This is a genomic window from Mesorhizobium sp. CA15 (assembly GCF_020165215.1).
Lineage (GTDB): Bacteria > Pseudomonadota > Alphaproteobacteria > Rhizobiales > Rhizobiaceae > Mesorhizobium.
Window position 1 is genome coordinate 26,266 of the sequence record NZ_JAIUHQ010000019.1, and the last position, 21,964, is coordinate 48,229.

Below are 21,964 nucleotides of genomic sequence, written 5' to 3' on the forward strand. Positions count from 1 at the left end.
TCAGCATCGTTGGGGCTGAAGTGATGCCAACGATGTTCGGCGGCGGCAGACATCATCACCATCAATCAGTGGAGATGCCGCCCCGGCCGGTAACCACCGCCGACATCGATGCCGAAATCCAGAAGCAGGATCTCCAGATCTTCGAGGCTATCGCCCGCGAATTTCCGGACGACTACGACGCGATGTTGCGCAAGATCACTGCCGCGGCCCAGACCGGAAACCAAACAGAAGTGCGCAATGCCAGCAGGCAGGCGGTCGCCGATCTGAGGCACAGATACGCACCGCTCCTACCTTCGGCGCCGGACAGCAACGTCTCGGAAGCGCTTTCGGCGCAACTCGACATGCTCAATCATGTCATGGCGCGCGAAACGCCGACCACCTGCAACAATTACCTGCGCAACGGGCCGGACGCGATCAGCGCGCCCGGCCACGATTTCCGGGCTGACCTGGACAGGATCGGCGCCACCCTGTTCCGCGCCTTCGGCGCCGCCAAAAGAAGCGGCCTACCGGCGGCAGTGCCCAGCGATCAGGACTGGTCGCTGGTCGCCGACGTTTTCACAAAGATCGGCGGCACGTCGGCCGAGATGGAGGCTATCTCGAACATCAACCAGGACTTCCCGGGTCTGTGCCCGGCCATGGCGAAAAATTCTATGAGGCCGCCCTGGTAATGCATGGCGAACCCGGGTGGCACATTAAGACCGCGCTGCTTCTTGCCATCGTCGAGAATTAGGCACCGCACCGGATTTTCCGAGCAGGTTCCAGCGCGACACTGCGTTCCAGCGTCCTCTCAGGCACCCAGAAACTCGTTGCTGAAAAATGCCCCGAGATCCGGCTTCTGCTTCAGCGCCTTGCCATCGCCATCCAGTAGGATCCCCGAGGCGAACAGATACCCGTCCATCGCCTCCATCTTGGCCTTGTCCATCGTGCCGATGGCGCCGTCCGCGCTTTTCAGGAAGTGCCCGTCGTTCAGCGCCTTGAGCGAGGCGTGCACCAGCGCCGGGTTGGTCAGCGTATCCTTGTTCGCGGCGATCAGCAGCTCGCCCGCCTGCTGCGCATGGTCGACGGCGAAGGCGTAGCCGCGCCGCGTCGCCTGGACGAAGGCCGCGGCCGCCTGTCGGTTGGCGGCGAGGAAGGCGTTGCTGGAGACGATCAACGTGGTGTGCTCGTCCGGCACGCCATAATCGGCATAGCGGAAGCTGCGCTGCTTGAGCCCCTTCAGTCCGGCCTCGACGCCTTCCCAGGTCGAGACCTCCAGCGTGAAATCGACCGCGCCGTTGGCCAAAGCCTCGTAAGCCGAGGTACCCAGCGTCACAGTGGAAAACTCACCTTTGCCGCCGTCATGGCGGATGATGGTCGAGATCAGCGCGTTCTCCCAGGCGCTGCCGAAGCCGCCATAGGTCAGGCCGTCGAGATTTTTCGGAGTCTTGATGGCGGCGCGGTCGGCGTTGAAGACGACGCGGCCGGTCTCAGACTGGACGACGGCGTAGACGGCCTTCAAATCCGCGCCCGCGCTCTTTTGCGTGAACAGGCCGAGCGAGCCGGAAATGCCGAAATCGGCGACCTGGCTGGCCACCAGCGTGCCCGAGCCGGTGTCGGCATAGGGCAGGATTTCGACCTCGATGCCCGCATCGCGGTAAAAGCCCTTGTCGCGGGCGACGAACAGGCCGATGTGATTGGTGTTGACGGTCCAGTCAAGCGCGACGGTGATTTTTTGCGCGGCGGCCCGGGCACGTGCAGCAGTCCCGGCAAATGGCAGGCTGGCGGCCAGAAACATCACTTGGCGGCGCGTGAAATCGGTCATCGGTTTTCTCCATCGGATGGTCGGGAAATCGGTTCGGCGGCGCCGAGCAAAATGTCGAGGATGCCGGCCTCGATCGCGGCCGCCTTGCGGGCAAACGCCGTGCTCTCGGTGCGCGGACGCGGCAGCGGCACAGCCATCTCACGCACCACGCGCGCGGGCCGCGCCGACAGCACATAGATACGGTCGGACAGAAGCACCGCCTCGCGCACGTCATGGGTGATGAGCAGCGCCGTCCAGCGATGGTTTCGCCACATCGTCTCCAGCCAGCGCTGCATGGCCGCGCGGGTGAGCGCGTCGAGCGCGCCGAACGGCTCGTCGAGGAGCAGCATGTCGCGCTGCTGCACGACGGTGCGCAGCAATGCCGCGCGCTGGCGCATGCCGCCGGACAGCTCGGCCGGCCAGGCGCGCTCGAACCCGGCAAGGCCGAACTCGGCGAACAACGGGGCCACGCGCTCGCGCGCCGCGCGGCGCTTCATGCCCTGCACCTCGAGCCCCAGCGTCGCATTGTCGATGACGCGCCGCCACGGCATCAGCGCATCGCGCTGCGGCATGAAGGCGAAGCGGGCGCCATCGAGCGGCGCGCCGTCGAAGCGCATCTCGCCCTCGCCCCGGATCGCGCCGGTGAGTAACTGGAACAGTGTCGACTTGCCCGCGCCGGAGGGGCCGAGGATCGAGACGAACTCGCCCTCTTCGACATGCAGCGAAATGTCCGCCAGAACCTCGAGCGCGCCGAAGTTTTTTCGCATGTTGCGGAGCTCGAGCCGGGTCATGGCCGGCCCTCTCGGGAAGGCTTGTCGCCATAGCGCCCCGCCCTTTCGCTCTTTGCATTTTCCCAGGGCATGGCGAGACGCTGGGCGAGCACGGCGAGGCCGAACAGCGTGAGCGTCAGCGCCGAGCTGACCGCGACGGCGGCGAGCACCAGGTCGGGGCGGAAATTGTTCTTGGCGCTGAGCATATAGATGCCGAGCCCTTTGGCGGCACCCGCATATTCGGCGAAGATGGCGCCGACCACGGCATAGGTGATGGAGATGCGCAGTCCGGCGAAGAAATAGGGCAGCGCCGACGGTAACCGAGCGAGCCAGAAGATGCGCCGGCGCCCTGCTCCCATGGCGGCGAGCATCTGGCTGATTTCCTTTGCCGTGGCGGCATAGCCCTGGACCAATGCCACCATCATCGGAAAGAAGGTGACCAGCGCCACGAGCAGGATCTTCGGCAACAGCCCGAAGCCGAACCAAAGCACCACCAGCGGCGCGATCGCCACCAGCGGCAAGGTCTGGCTGGCGATCAGGAGCGGGAACAGCGCGCGGCGCAAGGGGGCAAAGAAGTCAACCAGCGCCGAGAGGATGAAGGCGGCAACGAGCGAGCAAGCAAAGCCCGCCAGCATGGCACGGATGGTGGGAAGCGTGTTGTCGGCCAGCGCCGCCCGGTTCTCCCAGGCCTGCGCCAGCACGCGCGAGGGTGCAGGGAGCACGGTAGGGGCGATGCCGCCAAGGCGGGCGTAGAGCTCCCAAGCGACGAGAAGGAGAGCGAATGCGAGGGCAGCGGGGAAGATCTTGGCGATGGCGGACGCTACAGCTGATCTCCCCACTTGAGGGGGAGATGGCCGGCAGGCCAGAGGGGGGCGCGAAGGAACGCCAGCTTTCGAAAGTTGTGCGAAAGCAATTGGCGAACGCCGCGCGCGCAACCAGTTGAGAGGCCGGCGGGACAGCACCCCCGTCTGCCCTGCCGGGCATCTCCCCCGCAAGGGGGGAGATTCGCCGTCACCTCTGCCTTCGCCAATCGCCGAAGGTTCCCCTCTCTCCTGCGAGATGGGACTGGGGGCATCTCCCCCACGCGATGGATCAAGCCAAACAGCCACGACATCTACCTCGATAGATCGAGCTTGCGCTCAAGCCGCGGTCGGGCTGTTCGCCGAAATGGTGATGTCGAGCGTCACGTGACCGGCGCCCGGCCCGAAGCGGCAGAAGGCTTCGTTCAGCGTGGCGAACACCGCGCCGGCGTCGCCGCGCAGCTTGGTGCAAAAATGCTTGGAGCGTTCGAAGACGCCCGACTGTTTCAGGAAATCGATGCAGCCATAGATCTCGTCCATGTGGTCGCCGGTGCCCATCACATAGAGCGAGAATTGCGCCGCCACCGGCTGGTTGGTCGAAAGCGTGGCCCCGACGGCGCGCAGCGCGGCGCGCTTGCGGTCGTCGAGCGGGATCGCCGGGCCGCCGATCTCCTCGGAGCGGCAGATCGGGTCATCCGGCTCGCCGGGGCAGCCGCGCGAGACGGCTGCCGACAGAACACAGTGCCTGCCGCTTTTGGCGGCCGCCACGAACAGGTCGCGCATGGCTGGGAACAGCACCTCGGGCGGCCCGACCAGCAGCGTCGAGATATCGTCGGTTTCGATCCTCAGCCTGTCGCGGTAAGGATCGAGCGCGCCAAGCGCGCCAAGGATCACGCCGACGAAATCGTCGGCCATGGGATAAAGGGAAATCTGTGCGCCGGAAAACATGGCCCGCCTCGCTCCGCTGGTATTATCCAGATCAGCTTTAGGGTCCGGAGGCTTGCCGCCACCATCTCAGCCCCGACCGTACGGAGCACCCCTGTGGATGGCGGGGTTAAAGCACTGTTTACGGTGCTGGGAAAGCGGTTTTTTGCGGTGTCAGTTGGGCCAGGCGCCCATCTCCCTATGGGAGATGCCGATGGTTATAACCGTTTAATCTAACCTATTTTGTCGTTCAAATTGTACGAATCTCGCTTGATTGCTTTTCGTACGTAAAGTACGATACTTCCCTTCCTTTGAGGGGATTTGCTTGAACACCGCGAACCATGCCGCTTTTGCCGACCTCTCCCATCCGTTGTTGTCGCCTTTGCCGCTCGCCGAGCGCGAACGCCTTGCCGGCGCCTGGCGCGTGGCCAGCCAGGACATCGCCGACGACATCCGCTTCATCCGCCAATATCTGAAGGTGATCGCCGAAAAGGAGGAGCGGCTTTCGACCGGCGCGCTGGTGCATGGCCGCGCCTATGTCGAGGCCTGTGCCGCCTGGCTGCCGGAAACGGCGGCGCGGTATTTGCGCAACCTCAGGCTGATCAGCGAATGCGAAAGCGCGATGATCGCCGCGGGGGTCAGGTTTGCCCGATCGAGCGATGCGTGGTGAGCGTTCTGATCTCTTTCGTTAGAGAAGGGAAGGAACTCCAAGGCCGCCAGCGACGCGAACAATCATGTCGCTGCAACCCTTGGCTCTAAGCCTCGAAAAATGCATCGTTTCACACAATCGCCAATTGGTGGACGCGGGCGAGGGGCCGGGCGTTAATTCTGCGCAGGCGAAGGAGGGTAAAGCCGTATAACAGGGAGGAATTCGTTTTGATGGACCAACAAATCGACATCGGCATACAGTCTGACGATCAGCCCTACGAAGTCACTTCATTCGCCCGCAAGCATGGCCTGACGGTCCCGGTTGCCGACGCGGTCCTTTTCGCCAAAGGTCCGTCGCCGTCACGCGCAGCTTGCGACATGGCAGCGCTTGCCTTCCTCTGCGCGGTCGCGCGATACGCCGGAAAACAAGGGACGCGATAGCCTCCTCTTATAGCTTAATTGCAACCCGCATGCCGCCGGCCTGGCTGCTGGCGGCAGCGATGCCGAGCGTGCCGGTCAGCCGGCCGCCATGGTCGAAGCCTTCGCTCAGAGGTCGTGACGGTTCAGCGGGGAGCGTAGATGCGAAGCATGGTGCCGTTATCGTAAGCGGCCGTCACGAGGACGTTTAGCGCGTCCGTCAAACCGCTGAATAGCGGTTTGCCACCGCCATAGGCGATCGGCCGAGTCAGGATGACATACTCATCAATCAGACCTGCCTTCGACAGCGCCTGAGCGAACTCTGCGCCGCCCCGCAATAATTTCGCCGCCGGGTGGCTTTTTCAATTTAGCGATTCCTCGTGCAGGTCACCTTTCGCAATAGTGGACTCTGGCCAAGTTGCCTTTTTCAGCGTTTTCGAAAACACGACCTTGGGGATGACGTTCATCGGCGCGGCATAGGCATCCTCGGATTTTTGCCAGTACGGGCCCATTTCCTCGTAACTCACGCGGCCCATGATGTGTGTGCCAGCGCGACTGATGCGATCGAGTTTCCACCGCTTGAGCTCTGCCGTTCAGGAAAACCGCCCGTCGACATTCCTACCGGCCCTACGCCATATCCGTCGACCGACATGGTCATGATCAAGACGACTTTGCGCATGGTCGGTATATCCTCCGGGCACAGTTCTCTCACGGAGCGTCGCACCGTCACATGATCCGGTGGAAAGGGGTGCAGGCCTTGGCTGGCGGTCAGCCCTTGGTCTTCTTGGCGGGGGACTTTGCCTTGGCCGGGCCCTTGGCGGGCTTCTCCGCCTTGGCCGCTTTCGGCTTGTCGGCCTTGGCGGCGGCGGCCTTTTTCGGGCTCTTGGCTTTCGGCTTGCCGGCCGCATCGACTTCGGCCGTCGCCTGATCCCAATGCTCCTTATGAGCGCCTTCGGGCCGGCCGGCCTGCTCCCAGATCTCGTGCGCGCGCTGGCGAATGCGTTCGTGCCTGTCGTCCGTCACTGTCGCCTCCTGATGTTGGGACGGTTCCCCGGCGCGAACATTAGCCGAATTTTCGCGTGTCGTCTTCGGTATCACGAACAAGCGACCCGACCTGGACGGCAATTTCGCTCAGTGTCCGTCGGTAACGACCGCGATGCCCAGATGCGCTGCCTTTTTTGTAATCAATCCGGCTAAATCCGCGTCAGAGCGGTCGGTCCCCGTGCGCTGGCGCAGCAGGGTAATCGCCTCGTGCATCGACAGCAGGCCAGTCCTATGCTCGGCCAAAAGCTTGTCGACTTGGCGTGCGATGTCAGGTGATTCGACGTGTGGATGATGCATGGCAACGACTCCTTCCGCGCTTCGTTGCCTCCCAAACCACTGCCCTATCTTAGGCCTTATGCCCGGATGCGAAAAGAGCCCGATCCTTGCCCAGTGCTTCGGAGGATCGGGCTCTTCCAGGGCTGGATCTACTCGATCACCTGAACAACGCGGCGCGTGCCGGGATCGATCAGCACCGTATGGTCGTTGACGACCGCATACCGGTACTGGACGTCCGGAACCTGCTGCAACTCGACGGTGTCAGGCACGGTCGAGCCGACGCCAAGCTCAAGGCCGAGCACATTGACCGAGGCGATCGGATGCTTGTGGACATATTCCTTGACCACGGTCTGCTGCTCGGGGGTGACGATCACCTCGTCCGCGGCCGCGATGTCGATGCCGGCCATCAGAGCCAAGCCAGCGACAGCTGGAATGAGGGTGGTTTTCATCGTTTCTCTCCTGTTGCGTTGGTGAGCTCCGCCCTGCCTCCGCAGGGGCGGAAACACGAGCAGGTCGAACATGGGAGCTCGGGGGGCAAACGCTGCCGGCGGGGTGTTGTTCCGTCAGCGGCGACTAATTGATTTGGCGGAACCTTCGCATCGGCTCCGCATTGGAAGGCATTGAAACTGCCCAAGTCTTTGAAATCCTAAGGATGCCGCAGTCATGCAGGAAGGCTCCATCAGAAGCGACATCGAACTTCGCCCCCCCGTGGCCATCGCGGTGGGTGCCGGCTTCAAGCGCGAGATCGCCTCTCTTACCGCTATGCAGAACTTTCTCAAGGAATGGCCCCAGGCCATGCGGGGCGGCAGCTACGCCAACGCATTCCGCGCCTGTGAGGCGGCGCGGAGCGGAGAGATCGATCTCGACAAGGCGCGACAGGCGTTCCTGGTCTTCGCGCGGAAGGCCGGGATCGAATGGACGGGCGCCGATCCCGTCGCGGTGCTGCGCGAAGCAAAGATCAGGCGAATCCGGGCACGCGAAAGCCGGGCACCAAACCGGCACGTGCCTGGCTAGGCCCAGCCCTCGACGCGTTCGGCCCCCATGTGATCGGCGTTGTCATGCAAGGTGATCGGCGTTGTCATGCAAGTTTTGGGATTTGGCCGGCCGATCCTGGGAGGAAGCTCGGCGCCTCCTGGCGTCCATCGTGCCTGCCGACCGCCGCCTTCCCGGCTGACGGTCGGGCTGAAACGATCCGGGATCTCGACTGGTAGCCGCTGTCAGTTCGGTGCCGATTCGCCCAGCGCCTCGGCAACGAAGGAGGCAGCGATCAGATCGTCGGCCTCAATGCGTAGGGAGCCCTCGCCGCCCCCCATGATCGCCGCGACCTTCTGGAAAGCCTTCATTTCATGCTCGGTGATCCGGGCGTCTTGCATCCTGGCTTTGAGATGGGCAACACGCATCCCGAGCGAACGGGATGTTCCGATTTCTCGTTTCGACATGTTGGTAAACTCCTCCTCGCCCCGCCGTACTGTTCGCCACCGCCCGTATTTTCACGTTGCCACTGGTTTGTGTTGTCTATGAGACAACGTGAACCAGAGCCGGTAACTCAAGCGCTGAGGGAAGGTTCCGTTAGCACATGGTAACAAAATAATAATCGGTTAATGGCCCGTCGCCGTAACCAGGCGGCGGGCCATCCGATTTGATGCGCTATCGATCAATCGAGGACCTTGACGATCTTGCGGGTACCGGGGTCGACGATCACCGTCCGGTTATCGACGACGACGTAACGGTATTTGACGTTGGGCACTTCATGTAATTCGACCGTGTCGGGAAGCGTGCTGCCGATATTCAGCTCGACGCCCGGAACCTTGACCGAGGCCAGCGGCTGTTTATGCACGTATTCCTTGATGACGGTTTCCTGCTCCGGCGCGATCACGACATCCTGCGCGGCAGCCGCGCCGATACCAGCAAGCAGCAGGAAGCCAGCGGCGGCGGAGGTGAGGTGCATTTTCATTGGTCGTCTCTCCTATGTGGATCTGAATCGAATCGCCTGAATGCTGCGCCTGCGATTTTCCACAGCGGGTCGGCATTGCCGTAACGCCGTTCGCCTACCCTTGTTCCTGCAAAACTGGACCGGCGCCTGCAAAAACAACTGCCGCCGTGTTCCGCGACCATCGCCTCCGACCGTGGCAACAATTTCGGAACAATGCGTTTCGGGCTGGGTTACCCATCCGAAGGGACCGACTTTCCGAGGAGAAAATCCAATGAAACACCTGCTGATCACAAGCATGATCGCGCTCGGCGTCGGTTGCGGCGCCGCGATGGCGCAGACCGAATCCGCGCAGCCGAGCGGCGGCGACAATAATTGCACGGCCGGCACGGCCGATTGCCAAAAGGGCGGCAAGGCGGGCGGCCAGGCCCAGGGTGAGATGAAGTCGCAAACCCAGCAGAACGCCCAGGGCAAGGCCGGCGCAAACACCGAAGAGCAGGCTCAAGGCAAGACCAAGATGAAGACCGAAGAGCAGGCTCAGGGTCAGTCAGGCGCCAACACTGACCAGAACGCCCAGGACAACACACAGCTGAAGAAGAAGCAGCAGGCGCAGGGCAAGACTGGCACCAGCACCGAACAGAACGCCCAGGGCACCACCAAGATGCAGACTGAGCAGAACGCCCAGAGCAAGACCGGTACGACGACCCAGCAGAATGCCCAGAACAAGACGAAGAACCAAACCGATCAGCAGGCTCAGGGTAAGACCGGCACGACCACCGAGCAGAACGCTCAGGGCACCACCAAGATGCAGACTGAGCAGAACGCCCAGGGCAAGACCGGCACGACCACCCAGCAGAACGCCCAGGGCAACACCAACGTCGAGACCGACCAGAACAAGACGGCGTCGATCAATAACGTGACGGTGGAACAGAGAACGCAGATCACGCAGGTCATTCATGAGAGCCATGTGGAACCGGTTCGCGACGTCAGCTTCGATATCTCCGTCGGCGTCGAGGTGCCGCGCCACAAGGTGCGTCTGCACCGTCTGCCGGCCCGGATCGTCAAGATCGTTCCGGCTTATGAAAACTATGAGTATTTCGTCTTGGCCGATGGACGCATCGTCATCGTCGACCCGGACACCTACAAGATCGTAGTGATCCTGAGCTGATCCGGTCAGCATAGCGGATAAGGGCCCGCCCAGGCGGCGGGCCTTTCTGCGTGGAGAGGCATCTTAAACCCGGCAGGCAGTCGCCCGCATGCGCTGCGGTCCATTAGGCATGACTTGAATGTCGCCGGCTCGGGAACGATCCGGCGCAATTGCCAGTTGTCACAGCGGAAGTCCTGCGTCCGTGGTCCCTGTCGGGGCCGGACGAAAGGGCAATGGGGCCGCCGGCAAACCGTTCAAGCTTGCGGTCCACCCGGAAAAGGTGCATGGGTCAAAATGGGTAGAGATATGGGCGAGATCGCTGATGGCCGAATATGGTCGCGGCGCTCGGTTGGGCAAATGTATTTTCCGCAGTTTCTTGTGGGAATGGTTGGCACGCTTCTAGTGATCCTCGGCTGGACCTTCATGTCCACGGGATCTGTCTGGATGGCGATCGGTTGGACATTCCTGGCGGCCGTGGCTCTGCAGGCCGGCTATTTCGTGGCCGTGCTCTGGCTCGTGCACAGTGAGACCCGCGTAACCGACGAAGGCAAAGCGGACGTAAGCGCGGCACCCGCCAAGATGCCCGGACCGTTCGAGCGCGATGGCATCATCCACGCCCTCATCTTGCGGCTGTTCCCGAAACTGCTTCCCTGATCGTTTTGCGTCAGTTCCGGCCGCGGACCGATCATCTATTGCTTGTCGACAGGCATCCACGCCGCGATAGCCCGGCACGTTGCCTCTTCAATTCGACCGCAAAAGCCATGCTACACCTCGGCGCCAGGGCCCGAGGCGCCATCCGTTGCATCGGAGCCGATAGACCGCCACTAGCTTTGCATCGGCGATGGGCCGCCATCAACAAAATCGATGCGGCGCAATCAAACGCCGGCTGCAGCTCTCCTTGATCGGAGGCTGTAGCCGGCGCGCCTGAAATCCCTGCTCGGTTCGCTCAGCTAGCGCGCGGTGGCCGGTGAGGCCGAGCGCACCGTTTCCGTCGACGAGAAGACGACGAAGCCGAAGACCAGCACCGCGGCGGCCACGATCAGCGAGCCGATTGCCACGACCGGCTCGATCTCCGGGTGGCCTCCCGCCAGCATCCAGTAGAGCGCCGGCAGCATGATCACGATGCCGACCGTATAGAGGCCGTAATGGATCATGGCGATGCGGCGCTCGGCCTTGGCCGGGTTGAGCGCATAGTAGCCGCCGAAAATGGCGCTGGTGACCCAGCCAAGAAGGTTGATGTGAGCATGCGCCGGAAAGGCACCGTGATCGCCCGAAATCGCCATCTGTAGTCCGGCGGCGACGCCCAGGACGAGAAAGACGATGGCCGTCTTGAAGAAGAGTTCCGATACCCGTGGCATTTGTTGTCCTCCCAATGCCTCTGTAAACCCGACTCTGCGCAGTCTACATCGTGCGAGCGATATTAGCCATGACGCACCTAAGTCGGTGCGGCCTTCGGGCGAAAGCCGCGAGGTTTGGCGGCGGTTTTGCAAAAAAATGGCTCGCCTCTTTCGAAGCGAGCCGAAAAGGGAGCCGGGCTTGAGGTCGGCTCCATCCAGGTTGCCACCTGAATTCCAAGCAGAGCTAGCGTAACAAAGCCCGGAATTTATTCCACCGCAACGGGGCAAAGGTTTTTCCGACACGCGACCGCTAGCCTTTGCCGATCGGCCATCGCACAGAAGACGCCGCCGGCCAGCATATCTCCCCAATCAGCCGGCGGGCGAGAGCATGCGCTTCAGCGTCCCGTCCCTCAGCCAGAACTGATGGTAGAGCGCCGCCACGACGTGGACAGCGATCAGCACGATGAATGCCGGCTTGGCAAGCGAATGAATGTCACCCCAAGGGTCCCCCAGATAGAACGCCAGAAGCCCGATTGCCGGCGTCGCCAGCAACAGCACATAGAACAGGCCGTGCGATACATGCGCAGCGACCCGCATCCATCTCGATCCATGACCGGCGGGGGCCGGCGCGCCGGATACCAGCCTGAGGACCAGTCGAACAAGCACAAGCGCAAGAACGGACAGACCGACCCAGTAATGAGCTGAGCCCAGCGCCTGGTCGGTGGCCGATGCCGGCTGGCCGTCTTCGGCGGCGTCCACGACGACCGTCATGCTCTCACCGAAGAAGAGCTGAAATAAAACCAGCGCTGCAATCAGCCAATGCAGCGCGATCTGAAAAATTGAATATCCACGTCTGGTTTCCATCGCGACCGTTCCCTGAATACAAGGCGTCCCACGCCTTAACGTTGTTGAATAGTCGCGAGGACGATGGCCGAATTTGGCTCGAAAGCTCCCGCAATTGTGGCCACAATCTTACATTTTCGTATGGCGAACATTCGCGCCGGCCTTGGTGGTTCGAGACTGGGACCGGCACCTTGCAAGCGCGCAGCATTTGGGCAATGCTTGGGCTTGGGGGAATGGTTTCCGTAATTTCGGAAGCGCGATTACATGTTCATCGACTACTACGAAGTTCTGGAAATAAGCCCGAACGCCAATTCCGAGACCATCGAGCGGATCTTCCGCTACTTTGCCATGCGCTATCACCCCGACAATCGGGAAACCGGCAATGAATCGCGCTTCAGCGAGATCGTTGAAGCCAACAATACACTCCGCGACCCCGTCAAGCGGGCTCAATACGATATCCTTTACCGCGAGCATCTGGGTCTTCGTCATGAACTCACCGAGGGAGCGCGCGACGGCGGCGGCATGGAGCGGGATTCCGTCATCCAGGCCAATCTGCTGTCGCTTCTCTATGTGAGGCGCCGGCGGGACGTCAACAATCCGGGCATCGGCGACGACGAACTCGAGCGCCTGTCCGGTTGCCCCCGCGAGCACCTGGAGTTCCACCTGTGGTACCTCAAGTCGAAGGGCTTCATCGGCAGGACGGAGAACGGCACGTTCGCGATCACCGTGGAAGGCATAGATCACGCCGGGGTCAAGCAGGGCCGGAATCGCCCTGACGCCACCCGCCTGCTCGATCACGCCGAATGAGCCGGTTTGCGTCGCCCTGATCGTCAAAGGTCCGCCTGCTGGCCTGAACCAGCGGCGGGCACGACGAAGGAACAGCTACATCCCGCAGGAATCGACCGTCCTCTCCTCACCTCCCCGTATCTGGGCGGTTCCACCGGGCCGCGGAGCATGCCACGCGCCTTGGAGGGCAGAACAGCGTCGGTGACTTAGGCACTGTGCGCCCTCGAATACAAGGCGACTGAGGTCTGGCGCACTGCCGCAATTGGCACGGCTTGCGACGGCAAAGGCAGTCGCGAATGAAGGCACCGCTGGAGCTTGCTCTTGTGTGATGCAGTCCGTTCCTGGCCGGTGCGAGATCAAAGGGATTGCCTGCCCGCCGTGCCGGCAATAAACATGTCGCAGCACGACATATTATCCCGCGGCGCGCAGTAGAGCGTCCGCAAGCCGGCGTCTCGGTTTCGACCGCCGGCCACCCGGAAAACAGGTGGCAACCTGGTGCGGGATCAGCACCCGGCAATGGGGCTCCCGCTTTGGCTCGTCTCGACTGGGGCGAGCCATTTTTCTGCCGGAGACGGCGCGCCCGTCGCCCTGTCAACAAAAAACCGCCGGGCGAGGCCCGGCGGCTTTCGCTCGCCCTCCGGTCGGTTCGTCCGGCCTTATGGGGTTGTTGTGGTTGTCGCCGTGGCCGCGGCTTGCGCGTCGATCTTGCCCGCCAAAGTATCCTTGGCCCAGGCGGTGACGTCGGCGTCGACTGGCTTGTTGGCCATGTCGGCAAGGGCAGCGTCCAGCGACGCATCGGTGGGAGCCGGCGCGTTGTCAACCGCGGCCTGCGCATCGGCGATCGCCTGGGCATCAGTGGTGCTGATCGTGGCGTTCTGGGCGTCAATCTGTCCCTGAACGTCGGCGATCTGCGCATCGAGAGCCGCCTGCTGTTCGGGCGTGAAGCCGGTTGTGTCGGTCGCGTTGAGGTCGGCGAGTTGCTGAGTGAGGTCGGCCAGCTTGCTCTGGTCGGCGGCCAGTTGGGCGTTTGCCGCGTCGAGGTTGGCCTGGGCGTTCTTGGCTGCCGCGGCCTGCGTCACGTAAGCCTGGACGCCGGCGAACTTCTTGCTCTTGGAATTCATATAAGCGTTGATGTTGCGCTGCAGCGAGTTCAGCCGGCCGAGCTTGGCGTGAATGTTCTTGTCCTTGGGCGTGGCAGACGTGGTCGTATCGTCAGTCGTCGCGTCATCGGTCGAGTTGTCATCCGACGCGCTGGCATCGGCGCTCTTGTTGTGGCCCGGAGCCGAGGCCGAGTTGCCGTGCGAGGCGCCGCTCTTGCCGCTGCCCCCGCCATTTCCATGACCGCCACCATTACCGTTACCGCCGCCGTTTCCGTTGCCGCCGCCATGGCTGCCGCCATTGCCGTGGCCGCCGCCGTTACCGCCGGCGCCGGCAAGCGCGGGGGCGGTCGCAAGCGCGAGAATGGCCAGGGATGCCAGAAGTGTCTTTCGCAATGTCATTGTGCTTCTCCGCAGATGAATCGTCACTATGGCCCAACCGCTAGGCAGCCTCTTATGAGAATTTCCTAATGGCGTCGGATAAACTTTAAGCAACTGCGGTCGCGAAATGAGAGCATAGCCGCGGCCTCTCCGCAATTTTCCCAAAACACCAGGTTAACCCGTTGAAATTTAAGGTAAATACAAAGGGCTTAGCATCTGTGGGCCGTTTGGAACAAAGAAGGCCCTTGTCTCGCCAGACCATGGTCCCAAGAGGCAATTGCCGCCGCGACAATCCCCTGCAATCGGGATCACCTGCGCCTTTGGAACCCTGCCGAAAGGTCGGGGTTAAACAAGCGAAGGGACGTTGCCTAAAAGGACAGTCACCATGAAACGAATTCTTCTCGTTGCCGCCTTTGTTGCTTTGTCCGGTGGTCTGGCGACGGCGCAGTCGGGCACGACATCGGGCAGCTCATCGACATCGTCATCCACCACAACGACGATGCCCAGCAGCCAGGGCACAGACACGACCACGACGAACTCGACCAATTCGAATTCAGCGAAGGACTGCGCGCCTGGGCAACAGACCGGCAGTGCCAAGCAGGCGGCCCCTGGCCAACAGGATACGAGCGCCAAATCCAACGCTCCCGGCCAGATGAAAACCACAACGGAAGGCTGCTAGCCACCAGGCACAAGCGGGCCTGGCTTTTTGCCGGCCATCAAGCGGAAGGATTTGGATCTTCCGTGCCATCAGTCTCGGTCGGCGTGCCGGTTGCCGTCTCCGGCTCCTGACCCTCGCCCGAACCGGTCGGGGAAAGCACGGTCAGGTCCATTCGGGCGATCCGGGATGCGGATTTTCCTTGGGCATTCGGCTCGCCTATGTCCGTCTCAAAGACCGAGGCTTTCGCGAGGTGGCCGACGCTTTCGGCGCGCTTGCCCGGGAAAGTTTCCGACGCCTGGGGTCTGCTCGCTTGATGCACGGCGCCTGGGCCGTGCTGGCTTCCAACAAGAGAGGTCATGGCTGCGCTCCTGATAGTGGATGGCAGCAACCCCTAGCATTCCTGGCTGGCGCCAGCCTTGCAGCTTTTTAGAGAATCCTAAGGTACATCCGTTCGTCCCCCTAGCTGCTGACCAGGGGCACGGCTACCGAGGTAGTGTAGCTGATCGGGTAATTGCTGAAATAGGGAAAGCTGATGACAAAGGCATAGCTGGCGTTGACATGTGCCATGCGGAACCCGCCGCTCGCCGGATCGGTGGTGATGGTGACGTTCACATTCCGCAGGCCAAGCGCCTGAAGCTTCTGTGTGGCGATGGCCTGGATGTCGGCCTGCGTCAGCGTGTTGTTGAGCTGCAGGGAGCGCGCCGAGGCTTCGAGCGCGTAGCGCACGCTGGATACGCTGTTCATCGACCAGCCGAAGGCGAAGATGCCGAACAGGAGCATGATGAGAAAAGGCGCGACCAGGGCGAATTCGAGACCGGCGCCGCCCGCCTCATTAGCCGCAAATGCCGAAAGCCGGAGCCTTTGTTTAGCGCACACGGACCACCTGCACATGGCCGATCGCGGTATTGTCTGGGTATGGACCAAAGGTGAAGGGCGGGATCCAGGTGCCGGATGCCTGAATCTGGACGTAGACGGACGGCGCTTTCGGTCCACTGCATAAGGTCGACGCATCGACCACGGTGGTCCCACACTTATAGATGCGACTAATCGTAACCTGCGCGTCGGAAGGCTTGTTCTCCCAGCTCGCCAGCGCGACAGTCTGGGTCGCGCTGTCGTCAGCGGAGCCAGCCATCACGAGGTTGGCCGCCGTTTTCACACCGGCGCGCATCGACAGCGAACCCGCGACATAGGACCAGCCGTCCATGATTCCGAGCAAGGCCGCGCACAAGACGGGCAAAACAAACGCGAGTTCCACCGCGGCGATGCCCGATTCATCGCGAATGGCTGGCATCAATCGACGGGCAGCGGATTTCACTCGACCACCGCAACCGACTGAGCGGCCGGGATGTCCTTCATCCCGAGGCTCGAGCAGTCCTGGTTGATGGTCGAGTTGCCCGACCACTGGAAGGTGTCGGCAACGATCTGGGTGCAACCGTTCACCCCCGAGAAATTGCCGAGATAATTGACCTGTTGCCTGGGAAAATAGATTGCGCCGGTCAAAAGCGAGTTCGCGGTGCCGTTGAAAGTGCTTTGCGCCGCCGTCCCCGTCCGGTCGCCATAGAACAGCACGCCGGAATAGGTGCCCGTAGTCGGGGCGGCCAGCGTCACGGTGGCGTTGCCGTTCATGCTGACAGTGTTGCTGCCGGCCATGAAGATCGTAACGTCGCTGCCTTGGATGACGGCACCCGCATTGATCTTCAAGTCGCCCTGGACGACGTAGACACCGGGGGAAAGCGTGATGTTGCCGTTGAGGCTCATGCCGCTGCAGTAGGTCCCGGGCTGGATCGTTTGCGTCGTCTTGTTGCCGTTGATCTTCTGGCATGGGGTCGTGGTCGCGGGAGCCGGCAAGCTGGCGAACGGATCGGCCGCCGGCAGCGCCTGGGTGATCGGGGCCTTGCAGACCATCGGCACCGGATTGTTCAGCACGACGCCGCCGGCCGAAATCAGGCAATCGGCCTGAAGCCCCGCCGACCCCTGCACCTTGATGGCATCGTTGGCGATCGAATTCGCCATGATGACGCAGCCGGCCAGTTTGACGCTGGTGCTGCCGGAGAAAAGTGCTGCCTGGGAGGCCGACGGATTGAGCGCTTCGATGCAAGCTTTGGAGGCGTCGGTGATCAGCGCCACCGCCCTCGCCCGCTCCGGTACTTTTGTCTGAGTGAAGATGGACGTGAAGATCCGGTCGAGATCCTGGTTGAGGATAACCTCGACCGCCTTCTTGGCCGTGTTCGGTCCCGACGCCGGCGGGGTGTTGACGACGATGGTGCCCGCGCCAAGGCCATTCGAGGCTGCCGATGACGCGGCGGCGGCGGTGATGGCATCCGTGTTGGATCCGGCGATCTTTTCCAACGCGCCGGCATAGGCGGCCGCGTCGGCGATCGCCTGCAGCTTCAGGCTCGAATAGTACCAGTAGGAGGTCTCGACGCCGAGCCCGGCGCCGCCGACGACGACCGGCAGGGTGAGCGCGAAAATGGTGGCGACATTGCCGCTCTTGCCTTCGCAAAAGCGTCGAGAGCCGCGTCGAGAAAAAAGATTTCTGATGAACCGACCTGAAAAGGCCATGGCCGAGCGCACCCAAGCTATCCCAGCCGTTACGTCATCATTGCCGTATGAACGAATGCCTAATTATTTCGCTCGATTTTTGCCGGTGGGACCCTAGCGCTCCGCTGCCCCCGCCTTGCGCCGCACACACTAAGACTTAAGGCCTATAAAGCCTCGGACTTAAGGTTTAAGCGTCGGTAAAACCGTGCATTTTAGCTCTCTCTGCATTTTATCTATTTTGGAAATCGACCGTAGAGACGGCGCGCATATCACTCTCGGACATATGACGAGGGCGAGCTCCATGTTGGGACGTTTTTTGGCATCGAGGCGCGGCAACTTTGCGATCGCAGCCGCGGTCGCCATGGTGCCGCTTATGCTTGGCGTGGCGGCATCCATCGACCTGATAGGCACGAGCGACGACGCCGCGCAGTTGCAGAACTCGCTGGACGCGGCCGGCTTGGCGATCGGCACGAAATACCTGCCAGGCATGTCGGCAAGCGACGTGCAGCAACTCGGCCAGACCTTCTTCGCCGCCAATATGAGCGCAGCCGACGCGCAGGAACTATCGGGCAGCCTCGCCGCCTTCCAGGCCAGCGCGAGCGGCGATCCGGGCGCCTATTTCATTTCGCTGTCGTCGAGTATCAGCCGGCCGGCCTTCGTCGCCGGCATGCCGGCCTGGCAGGCGACGCGCACCGCCTCGGTCAAGCTCAAACCCGGCGCGCAAGCCTGCGTGCTCGCGCTCAATCAGCACGCCGACGGCGCGGTCAACCTGCAGGGCTCGACCAATGTGGCGATGAACGGCTGCGTGATCGCGGCCAATTCAGACGCGCCCGACGCCGTCAATCGCGGCGGCTCGGCGATCGTCAGCGCCGGCTGCGTCTCGACGGTCGGCGGCACGCAAGGGCTGACGCCGCCAAACGCCACGCTTTCCTGCGGCGCGCCGCATGAGAACCAGTATGCTTCGTTCGATCCGCTGGCCGACGTCGTTCCTCCCGCCTACACGCTCTGCCTGCCGGTGCCCAATGGCAAAACGGTGACGCTCTCGCCGGGCACCTATTGCGACAAGACCTTGTCGGGAAAGATCACCCTCAATCCCGGCACCTACATCATGCGCAACGTCACCATAAAGCCGGGCGGCAACGGCAGCCTGAGCGGCCAGGGCGTGACGATCTTCCTGATGGAGAACTCACAACTCTATATCAACGCCAACGAGCAGGTGAACCTGTCGCCGCCCACCAGCGGCGCCTACGCCGGAATCACCATCTACCAGGGTCACGGCAACACACAGGCGCTGACGCTGAACGGCGGATCGGGCTCCGTGGTCAGCGGCTTTATCTACGCCCCGGACGCCGTCATCACCTATGCCGGAAATTCGGACATGAACGCCCAGGGCAGTTGCCTGCGGCTGGTCGGCGATACGATCTCGATGACGGGGAACTCGGCCGTGAAGTCGGATTGCACGGCGGAACTCGGAGGCCGGGCGGCGTATGCGGGCCGGATGATCACCCTGGCGAAATGAGCACCAACCTCCTCCGCCAGGAGGAGGACGAGATTGCGCCTAGCCGACAATATCCGCGCCCGCTCGCTCGTCGAAGAGCACGGCGCAGCCGCGCTTGAGCGCGACCTGTGTCAAGGCGTTGGCCGCGTCCTCATCCGACGAGACGAAATCGCCGGTCAGGACGCGCAACTCCTCGACGGCCCTCGACATCGGCACGATACGGCCGGCCGAACGGTCGCTCACGCAGGCGTCGATGACGCACAGAAGATCGATGAGTTCGAAATTGTCCATGGCGGCCTCCGCCAGCGCCATCCCTTCGCTCCGTCAACGGCCCGGGGCGCGGACTGGTTCCCGCGCCCGGCTTCATCCGCGCGGCCTGGCGGGCGCGAGCTTGAGATCGAAGCGGGCCGGCAGGCATGGCTCGAGGCAGGCTCGGCGCAGCGATCCGGTCGCAATCGTATCGACCGGGAGAAGGATCACCATACGGGCCTGGCGCTCGGGCCAGAGCGGCCTGCCGAAGACGAAGAAGACGCCGCCGACCAGGCCGGCCAGAAGCAGTGCGGCAAACAGATTGGCGATCATCTTACCGGGTTGCACGGCTGGCAACTCCAGGAGCGGTTTCAGGGGAAAGGCGTGCCCGCCATATCGCAGGAATAGCGGGCACGCCGTGGTCAACCGCCGATGAAGGGACTTTGTCCGGCGGCTTGCTAGCCAATGATTTTGGTGCCGTCGTTGTTTCCTGAAAATAGGCGTGTCGGGCCTCTGCGTTCGTGCAATGGGACTTCGGTCCGAAGATGGCCGGGGACCGTCGCCCGAGGGTCTGGAATATCCGCCTTCCACGACAATGCGCCAAGCGTTCGGCTGAGCTAGCGGTCACCTCAATTAATTAGCAATCGCTCATAATAAGGCTTATGAATACACTCGCGGTCGCCGACGATCGCAACGTCAGGCGCCGCTTCACACATGGGAGGGATACCATGGCCGAAGTTGCAATGAAGGTGACGAAACTCGAATCCAAATCGCACAACAATCCCGATGAGGTCCGCGCGCCCGCCAAGACGCGTGTCGAGATCGTCCGGCTCCCGGGCTATACGCTCGGGCGGATGAACATGCAGCCGGGCTGGAAATGGTCCGAATGCGTGAAGCCGGTGGTCAAGACCGACAGCTGCCAGGTCTCGCATGTCGGCTATGCCGTGTCCGGCTCGATCACCGTACGGATGACCGACGGCACGCAAAAGACCATCGAGGCGGGCACTTCCTACACCATCCCGCCCGGCCACGACGCCTGGGTGGAAGGCAACCAGCCGTTCCAATGCATCGAGGTGCTGAGCGCCGAAGAATACGCCAAGCCGGCATAGCGCAGACAGTCGCAATTTACGTTCAGAAGCGAAGGAGGGATCGCCTCGCGAGGCGATCCCTCCTCATGCTGCGGCGGCGTGTCCCGCGCAAAGGTCATGCGCACAACCGGCGCTCTATCTGTGGCTGCGCCCCCAGTTGTGGAAACCTGCACGGCCAAGCGTGGTGGCTTGACAGAGAGCTTCTTTTGTTCTCTTTATGTTCCGTTAATTCCCCTTACAAAAGACGCAGCTAATGCTGCAATGCCACACAAATGGCCATGGGAGCGCGCGATGGCCGCCACGAACACCGCCGCGGCCGCCACCATCCTGCACGCCGACCTCGACGCCTTCTACGCCTCGGTCGAGCAGCTGCTCGATCCGTCCCTGCGTGGCAAGCCGATCGCCGTCGGCGGAGGCGTGGTGCTGGCGGCCTCCTATGAGGCGAAAATCTTTGGCGTGCGCGGCGGCATGCCGGGCCGCAAAGCGCGCGAGCTCTGCCCTCAGCTCATCTTCGTCGGCGGTCATTTTTCCGAATACCAGCGCCTCGGCGACGCCGCGATCAAGGTGCTCGACGACTTCACGCCGGCGGTCGAGCGCATCTCGATCGACGAGGCTTTTGCCGACGTCGCAGGCTGCACGCATCTGTTCGGATCGCCGCAAGAGATCGCGCGAAAAATCCGCGAGCGGGTGAAGGCCGAGCTCGGCCTGCCGATCTCGATCGGTGTGGCGCGGACCAAGCATCTGGCCAAGATCGCCTCGCAGGTAGCCAAGCCCGAGGGGCTGGTAGTGGTCGAGCCCGGCATCGAGCTCGCCTTCCTGCACGACCTGCCTGTCACGCTGATGTGGGGTGTCGGCCCGGCGACCAAGGCCAGGCTGGCCGAGATCGGCGTCGAGACGATCGGGCAATTGGCGCGCACCCATAGCGGCGCGCTGGAGCGGCTGATCGGCCATGCCGCCGGCCAGAAGCTTGCCGCGCTCGCCTGGAACCGCGACCCGCGAAAACTCGAGGCACACCGCCGCGCGCATTCTGCCGGCGCGCAATCGGCGCTCGGCAGGAAGCCGGCAGTGCCGCGCGTCTTCGTGCCGACGCTCCTGCATCTGGCCGACCGCGTGGCCAGCCGGTTGCGCGCCAAGGACCGGCCCGGGCGCACAGTGACGGTGCGGGTTCGCTTCGCCGATCTGCGCGCTGTGAGCCGCTCGATCACGCTCGACCAGCCGATCCAGGCGACCGCGATGCTGGCGGAGATCGCCGAGGAACTGGTGCGCGGCGTGCTTGCCGCCCATCCGGGCGAGAGGGACATCTCGCTGCTCGCCATCTCTGTCTCGCATCTGGAGGAGCATGCCGAGCTGCAGCTCGAACTGCCGCTCGGGCTGGCGGACGAGAAGCTGAGGCCCGGCAGCCGCAAAGGCCTGGCGCGCTTCGGCGCCGACCGGGCGGTGGACAAGATCCGCCAGCGCTTCGGCAAGGAGGCGGTCGGCTACGGCACGGTAGCGCTGGAAGGTCCGCGCTCGGTGCCGGACGGGTTTAGGGAATTGGCCGAGAAGGAGCTGTGAGTGGCTGAGGCATCTCCTCTGGCGCCATTGGAGATTGACGAAAGCCTACGCGCCGTCCGTGCGCTGCGTACCAACCGCTTCGGGTAATCTCCCCGTCCGTCGGCGCGGGCCGATTTCCAATCTGTGAAGTTACGCGTTCCCCCACTTGCAAGAATGTCGGTGCTGGGCTCGATTGCGCATAGCCAGGCTTAAGGAC

Annotated in this window: 29 protein-coding genes and 1 riboswitch; of the genes, 9 read left to right on the top strand and 20 right to left on the bottom strand. The window is 62.7% G+C overall.

Translation table 11 applies throughout. The annotated features are described in order from the left end of the window. Positions 1-23 precede the first annotated feature (23 nt). Positions 24-668 (top strand): hypothetical protein, encoded by a 645-nt coding sequence (locus tag LB515_RS24035; protein ID WP_224709180.1) that lies wholly within the window; start codon positions 24-26, stop codon positions 666-668. A 119-nt stretch (positions 669-787) separates the two neighbouring features. Here the strand turns inward: LB515_RS24035 and LB515_RS24040 are convergent, their stop codons facing one another. From LB515_RS24040 to LB515_RS24055, 4 genes are all read right to left on the bottom strand, one after another. Beyond that, entirely contained in the window at positions 788-1,801 is a 1,014-nt protein-coding gene (locus LB515_RS24040) for an ABC transporter substrate-binding protein (protein WP_224709181.1), read from the bottom strand. Further along, on the bottom strand, positions 1,798-2,571 hold the full coding sequence (locus LB515_RS24045; RefSeq protein WP_224709182.1) for an ABC transporter ATP-binding protein: 774 nt from the start codon (positions 2,569-2,571) through the stop codon (positions 1,798-1,800). The genes LB515_RS24040 and LB515_RS24045 overlap by 4 nt, the downstream gene beginning before the upstream one ends. Next, complete coding sequence (locus LB515_RS24050; protein ID WP_411969166.1) at positions 2,568-3,362, bottom strand: ABC transporter permease; 795 nt, start codon at positions 3,360-3,362, stop codon at positions 2,568-2,570. The genes LB515_RS24045 and LB515_RS24050 overlap by 4 nt, the downstream gene beginning before the upstream one ends. Positions 3,363-3,689: 327 nt before the next feature. After that, positions 3,690-4,298 carry a Ykof family thiamine-binding protein gene (locus LB515_RS24055; RefSeq protein ID WP_224632127.1) on the bottom strand — a complete coding sequence of 203 codons (609 nt, stop codon included), beginning with the start codon at positions 4,296-4,298 and terminating at the stop codon, positions 3,690-3,692. After that, positions 4,289-4,401, bottom strand: a riboswitch (TPP riboswitch). It overlaps the preceding gene by 10 nt. Before the next feature lie 198 nt (positions 4,402-4,599). Between LB515_RS24055 and LB515_RS24060 the strand changes: the two genes are divergently transcribed. Further along, positions 4,600-4,944: a hypothetical protein gene (locus LB515_RS24060; RefSeq protein ID WP_224709184.1), complete on the top strand. Its 345-nt coding sequence runs from the start codon at positions 4,600-4,602 to the stop codon at positions 4,942-4,944. Between the two features lie 541 nt (positions 4,945-5,485). Here LB515_RS24060 and LB515_RS28370 read toward each other — a convergent pair. The 5 genes from LB515_RS28370 to LB515_RS24085 all read right to left on the bottom strand — a co-directional run bounded on the left by LB515_RS28370 (position 5,486) and on the right by LB515_RS24085 (position 7,108). Further along, entirely contained in the window at positions 5,486-5,677 is a 192-nt protein-coding gene (locus tag LB515_RS28370) for a dihydrofolate reductase family protein (RefSeq protein WP_224610324.1), read from the bottom strand. A gap of 24 nt (positions 5,678-5,701) precedes the next feature. After that, complete coding sequence (locus tag LB515_RS24070; protein WP_224610326.1) at positions 5,702-5,875, bottom strand: hypothetical protein; 174 nt, start codon at positions 5,873-5,875, stop codon at positions 5,702-5,704. Between the two features lie 232 nt (positions 5,876-6,107). Further along, the gene (locus LB515_RS24075; RefSeq protein ID WP_224529611.1) at positions 6,108-6,362 is read right to left on the bottom strand and encodes a DUF2934 domain-containing protein; all 255 of its coding nucleotides are present in this window, start codon (positions 6,360-6,362) and stop codon (positions 6,108-6,110) included. 108 nt (positions 6,363-6,470) lie between these two features. Further along, a complete protein-coding gene (locus LB515_RS24080) occupies positions 6,471-6,680 on the bottom strand; it encodes a hypothetical protein (RefSeq protein WP_095768291.1) in 210 nt (69 codons plus the stop codon). A 128-nt stretch (positions 6,681-6,808) separates the two neighbouring features. Then, complete coding sequence (locus LB515_RS24085; RefSeq protein ID WP_224709185.1) at positions 6,809-7,108, bottom strand: DUF1236 domain-containing protein; 300 nt, start codon at positions 7,106-7,108, stop codon at positions 6,809-6,811. Positions 7,109-7,322: 214 nt separating this feature from the next. Between LB515_RS24085 and LB515_RS24090 the strand changes: the two genes are divergently transcribed. After that, on the top strand, positions 7,323-7,673 hold the full coding sequence (locus tag LB515_RS24090) for a DUF982 domain-containing protein (protein WP_095768289.1): 351 nt from the start codon (positions 7,323-7,325) through the stop codon (positions 7,671-7,673). A 203-nt stretch (positions 7,674-7,876) separates the two neighbouring features. Here LB515_RS24090 and LB515_RS24095 read toward each other — a convergent pair whose 3' ends face one another. Both LB515_RS24095 and LB515_RS24100 read right to left on the bottom strand, forming a co-directional pair. After that, positions 7,877-8,098, bottom strand: a complete 222-nt coding sequence (locus LB515_RS24095; protein ID WP_140541743.1) for a hypothetical protein — start codon at positions 8,096-8,098, stop codon at positions 7,877-7,879. 215 nt (positions 8,099-8,313) lie between these two features. Further along, positions 8,314-8,613 (bottom strand): DUF1236 domain-containing protein, encoded by a 300-nt coding sequence (locus tag LB515_RS24100; protein WP_224529617.1) that lies wholly within the window; start codon positions 8,611-8,613, stop codon positions 8,314-8,316. 250 nt (positions 8,614-8,863) lie between these two features. Here LB515_RS24100 and LB515_RS24105 point away from each other — a divergent pair, with 250 nt between their 5' ends. Further along, positions 8,864-9,757 carry a DUF1236 domain-containing protein gene (locus LB515_RS24105; protein ID WP_224709186.1) on the top strand — a complete coding sequence of 298 codons (894 nt, stop codon included), beginning with the start codon at positions 8,864-8,866 and terminating at the stop codon, positions 9,755-9,757. 285 nt (positions 9,758-10,042) lie between these two features. After that, entirely contained in the window at positions 10,043-10,390 is a 348-nt protein-coding gene (locus LB515_RS24110; RefSeq protein WP_224529620.1) for an exopolysaccharide production repressor protein, read from the top strand. 296 nt (positions 10,391-10,686) lie between these two features. On the opposite strand, the gene LB515_RS24115 is transcribed toward LB515_RS24110, so the two are convergent. Beyond that, positions 10,687-11,094 carry a hypothetical protein gene (locus LB515_RS24115; RefSeq protein WP_140845421.1) on the bottom strand — a complete coding sequence of 136 codons (408 nt, stop codon included), beginning with the start codon at positions 11,092-11,094 and terminating at the stop codon, positions 10,687-10,689. A 348-nt stretch (positions 11,095-11,442) separates the two neighbouring features. Next, a complete protein-coding gene (locus LB515_RS24120; protein WP_224607803.1) occupies positions 11,443-11,937 on the bottom strand; it encodes a cytochrome b in 495 nt (164 codons plus the stop codon). Between the two features lie 243 nt (positions 11,938-12,180). Here LB515_RS24120 and LB515_RS24125 point away from each other — a divergent pair, with 243 nt between their 5' ends. After that, positions 12,181-12,723, top strand: coding sequence for a J domain-containing protein (locus LB515_RS24125; protein WP_224529647.1), 543 nt, complete (start codon positions 12,181-12,183; stop codon positions 12,721-12,723). A gap of 635 nt (positions 12,724-13,358) precedes the next feature. On the opposite strand, the gene LB515_RS24130 is transcribed toward LB515_RS24125, so the two are convergent. From LB515_RS24130 to LB515_RS24150, 5 genes are all read right to left on the bottom strand, one after another. Next, positions 13,359-14,201, bottom strand: a complete 843-nt coding sequence (locus LB515_RS24130) for a hypothetical protein (protein WP_224709187.1) — start codon at positions 14,199-14,201, stop codon at positions 13,359-13,361. 324 nt (positions 14,202-14,525) lie between these two features. After that, complete coding sequence (locus LB515_RS24135; RefSeq protein ID WP_224548515.1) at positions 14,526-14,777, bottom strand: hypothetical protein; 252 nt, start codon at positions 14,775-14,777, stop codon at positions 14,526-14,528. 520 nt (positions 14,778-15,297) lie between these two features. Further along, complete coding sequence (locus LB515_RS24140; protein ID WP_224529651.1) at positions 15,298-15,714, bottom strand: TadE/TadG family type IV pilus assembly protein; 417 nt, start codon at positions 15,712-15,714, stop codon at positions 15,298-15,300. Next, positions 15,704-16,153, bottom strand: coding sequence for a TadE/TadG family type IV pilus assembly protein (locus LB515_RS24145; RefSeq protein ID WP_224548500.1), 450 nt, complete (start codon positions 16,151-16,153; stop codon positions 15,704-15,706). Before LB515_RS24145 ends, LB515_RS24140 begins: the two co-directional genes overlap by 11 nt. Further along, positions 16,150-17,400, bottom strand: coding sequence for a pilus assembly protein TadG-related protein (locus LB515_RS24150; protein ID WP_224709188.1), 1,251 nt, complete (start codon positions 17,398-17,400; stop codon positions 16,150-16,152). The genes LB515_RS24145 and LB515_RS24150 overlap by 4 nt, the downstream gene beginning before the upstream one ends. Positions 17,401-17,680: 280 nt before the next feature. Between LB515_RS24150 and LB515_RS24155 the strand changes: the two genes are divergently transcribed. Next, a complete protein-coding gene (locus LB515_RS24155; protein WP_224709189.1) occupies positions 17,681-18,898 on the top strand; it encodes a TadE/TadG family type IV pilus assembly protein in 1,218 nt (405 codons plus the stop codon). 39 nt (positions 18,899-18,937) lie between these two features. Here LB515_RS24155 and LB515_RS24160 read toward each other — a convergent pair whose 3' ends face one another. Both LB515_RS24160 and LB515_RS24165 read right to left on the bottom strand, forming a co-directional pair. Beyond that, on the bottom strand, positions 18,938-19,168 hold the full coding sequence (locus tag LB515_RS24160) for a hypothetical protein (RefSeq protein ID WP_140845461.1): 231 nt from the start codon (positions 19,166-19,168) through the stop codon (positions 18,938-18,940). Positions 19,169-19,240: 72 nt separating this feature from the next. Then, positions 19,241-19,474 carry a polymerase gene (locus LB515_RS24165; protein WP_140845413.1) on the bottom strand — a complete coding sequence of 78 codons (234 nt, stop codon included), beginning with the start codon at positions 19,472-19,474 and terminating at the stop codon, positions 19,241-19,243. 380 nt (positions 19,475-19,854) lie between these two features. On the opposite strand from LB515_RS24165, the gene LB515_RS24170 reads away from it, so the two are divergent. After that, on the top strand, positions 19,855-20,235 hold the full coding sequence (locus tag LB515_RS24170) for a cupin domain-containing protein (protein ID WP_140845412.1): 381 nt from the start codon (positions 19,855-19,857) through the stop codon (positions 20,233-20,235). A gap of 270 nt (positions 20,236-20,505) precedes the next feature. After that, the gene (gene dinB / locus LB515_RS24175; protein ID WP_224709190.1) at positions 20,506-21,768 is read left to right on the top strand and encodes a DNA polymerase IV; all 1,263 of its coding nucleotides are present in this window, start codon (positions 20,506-20,508) and stop codon (positions 21,766-21,768) included. The last annotated feature ends 196 nt before the right edge of the window (positions 21,769-21,964 follow it).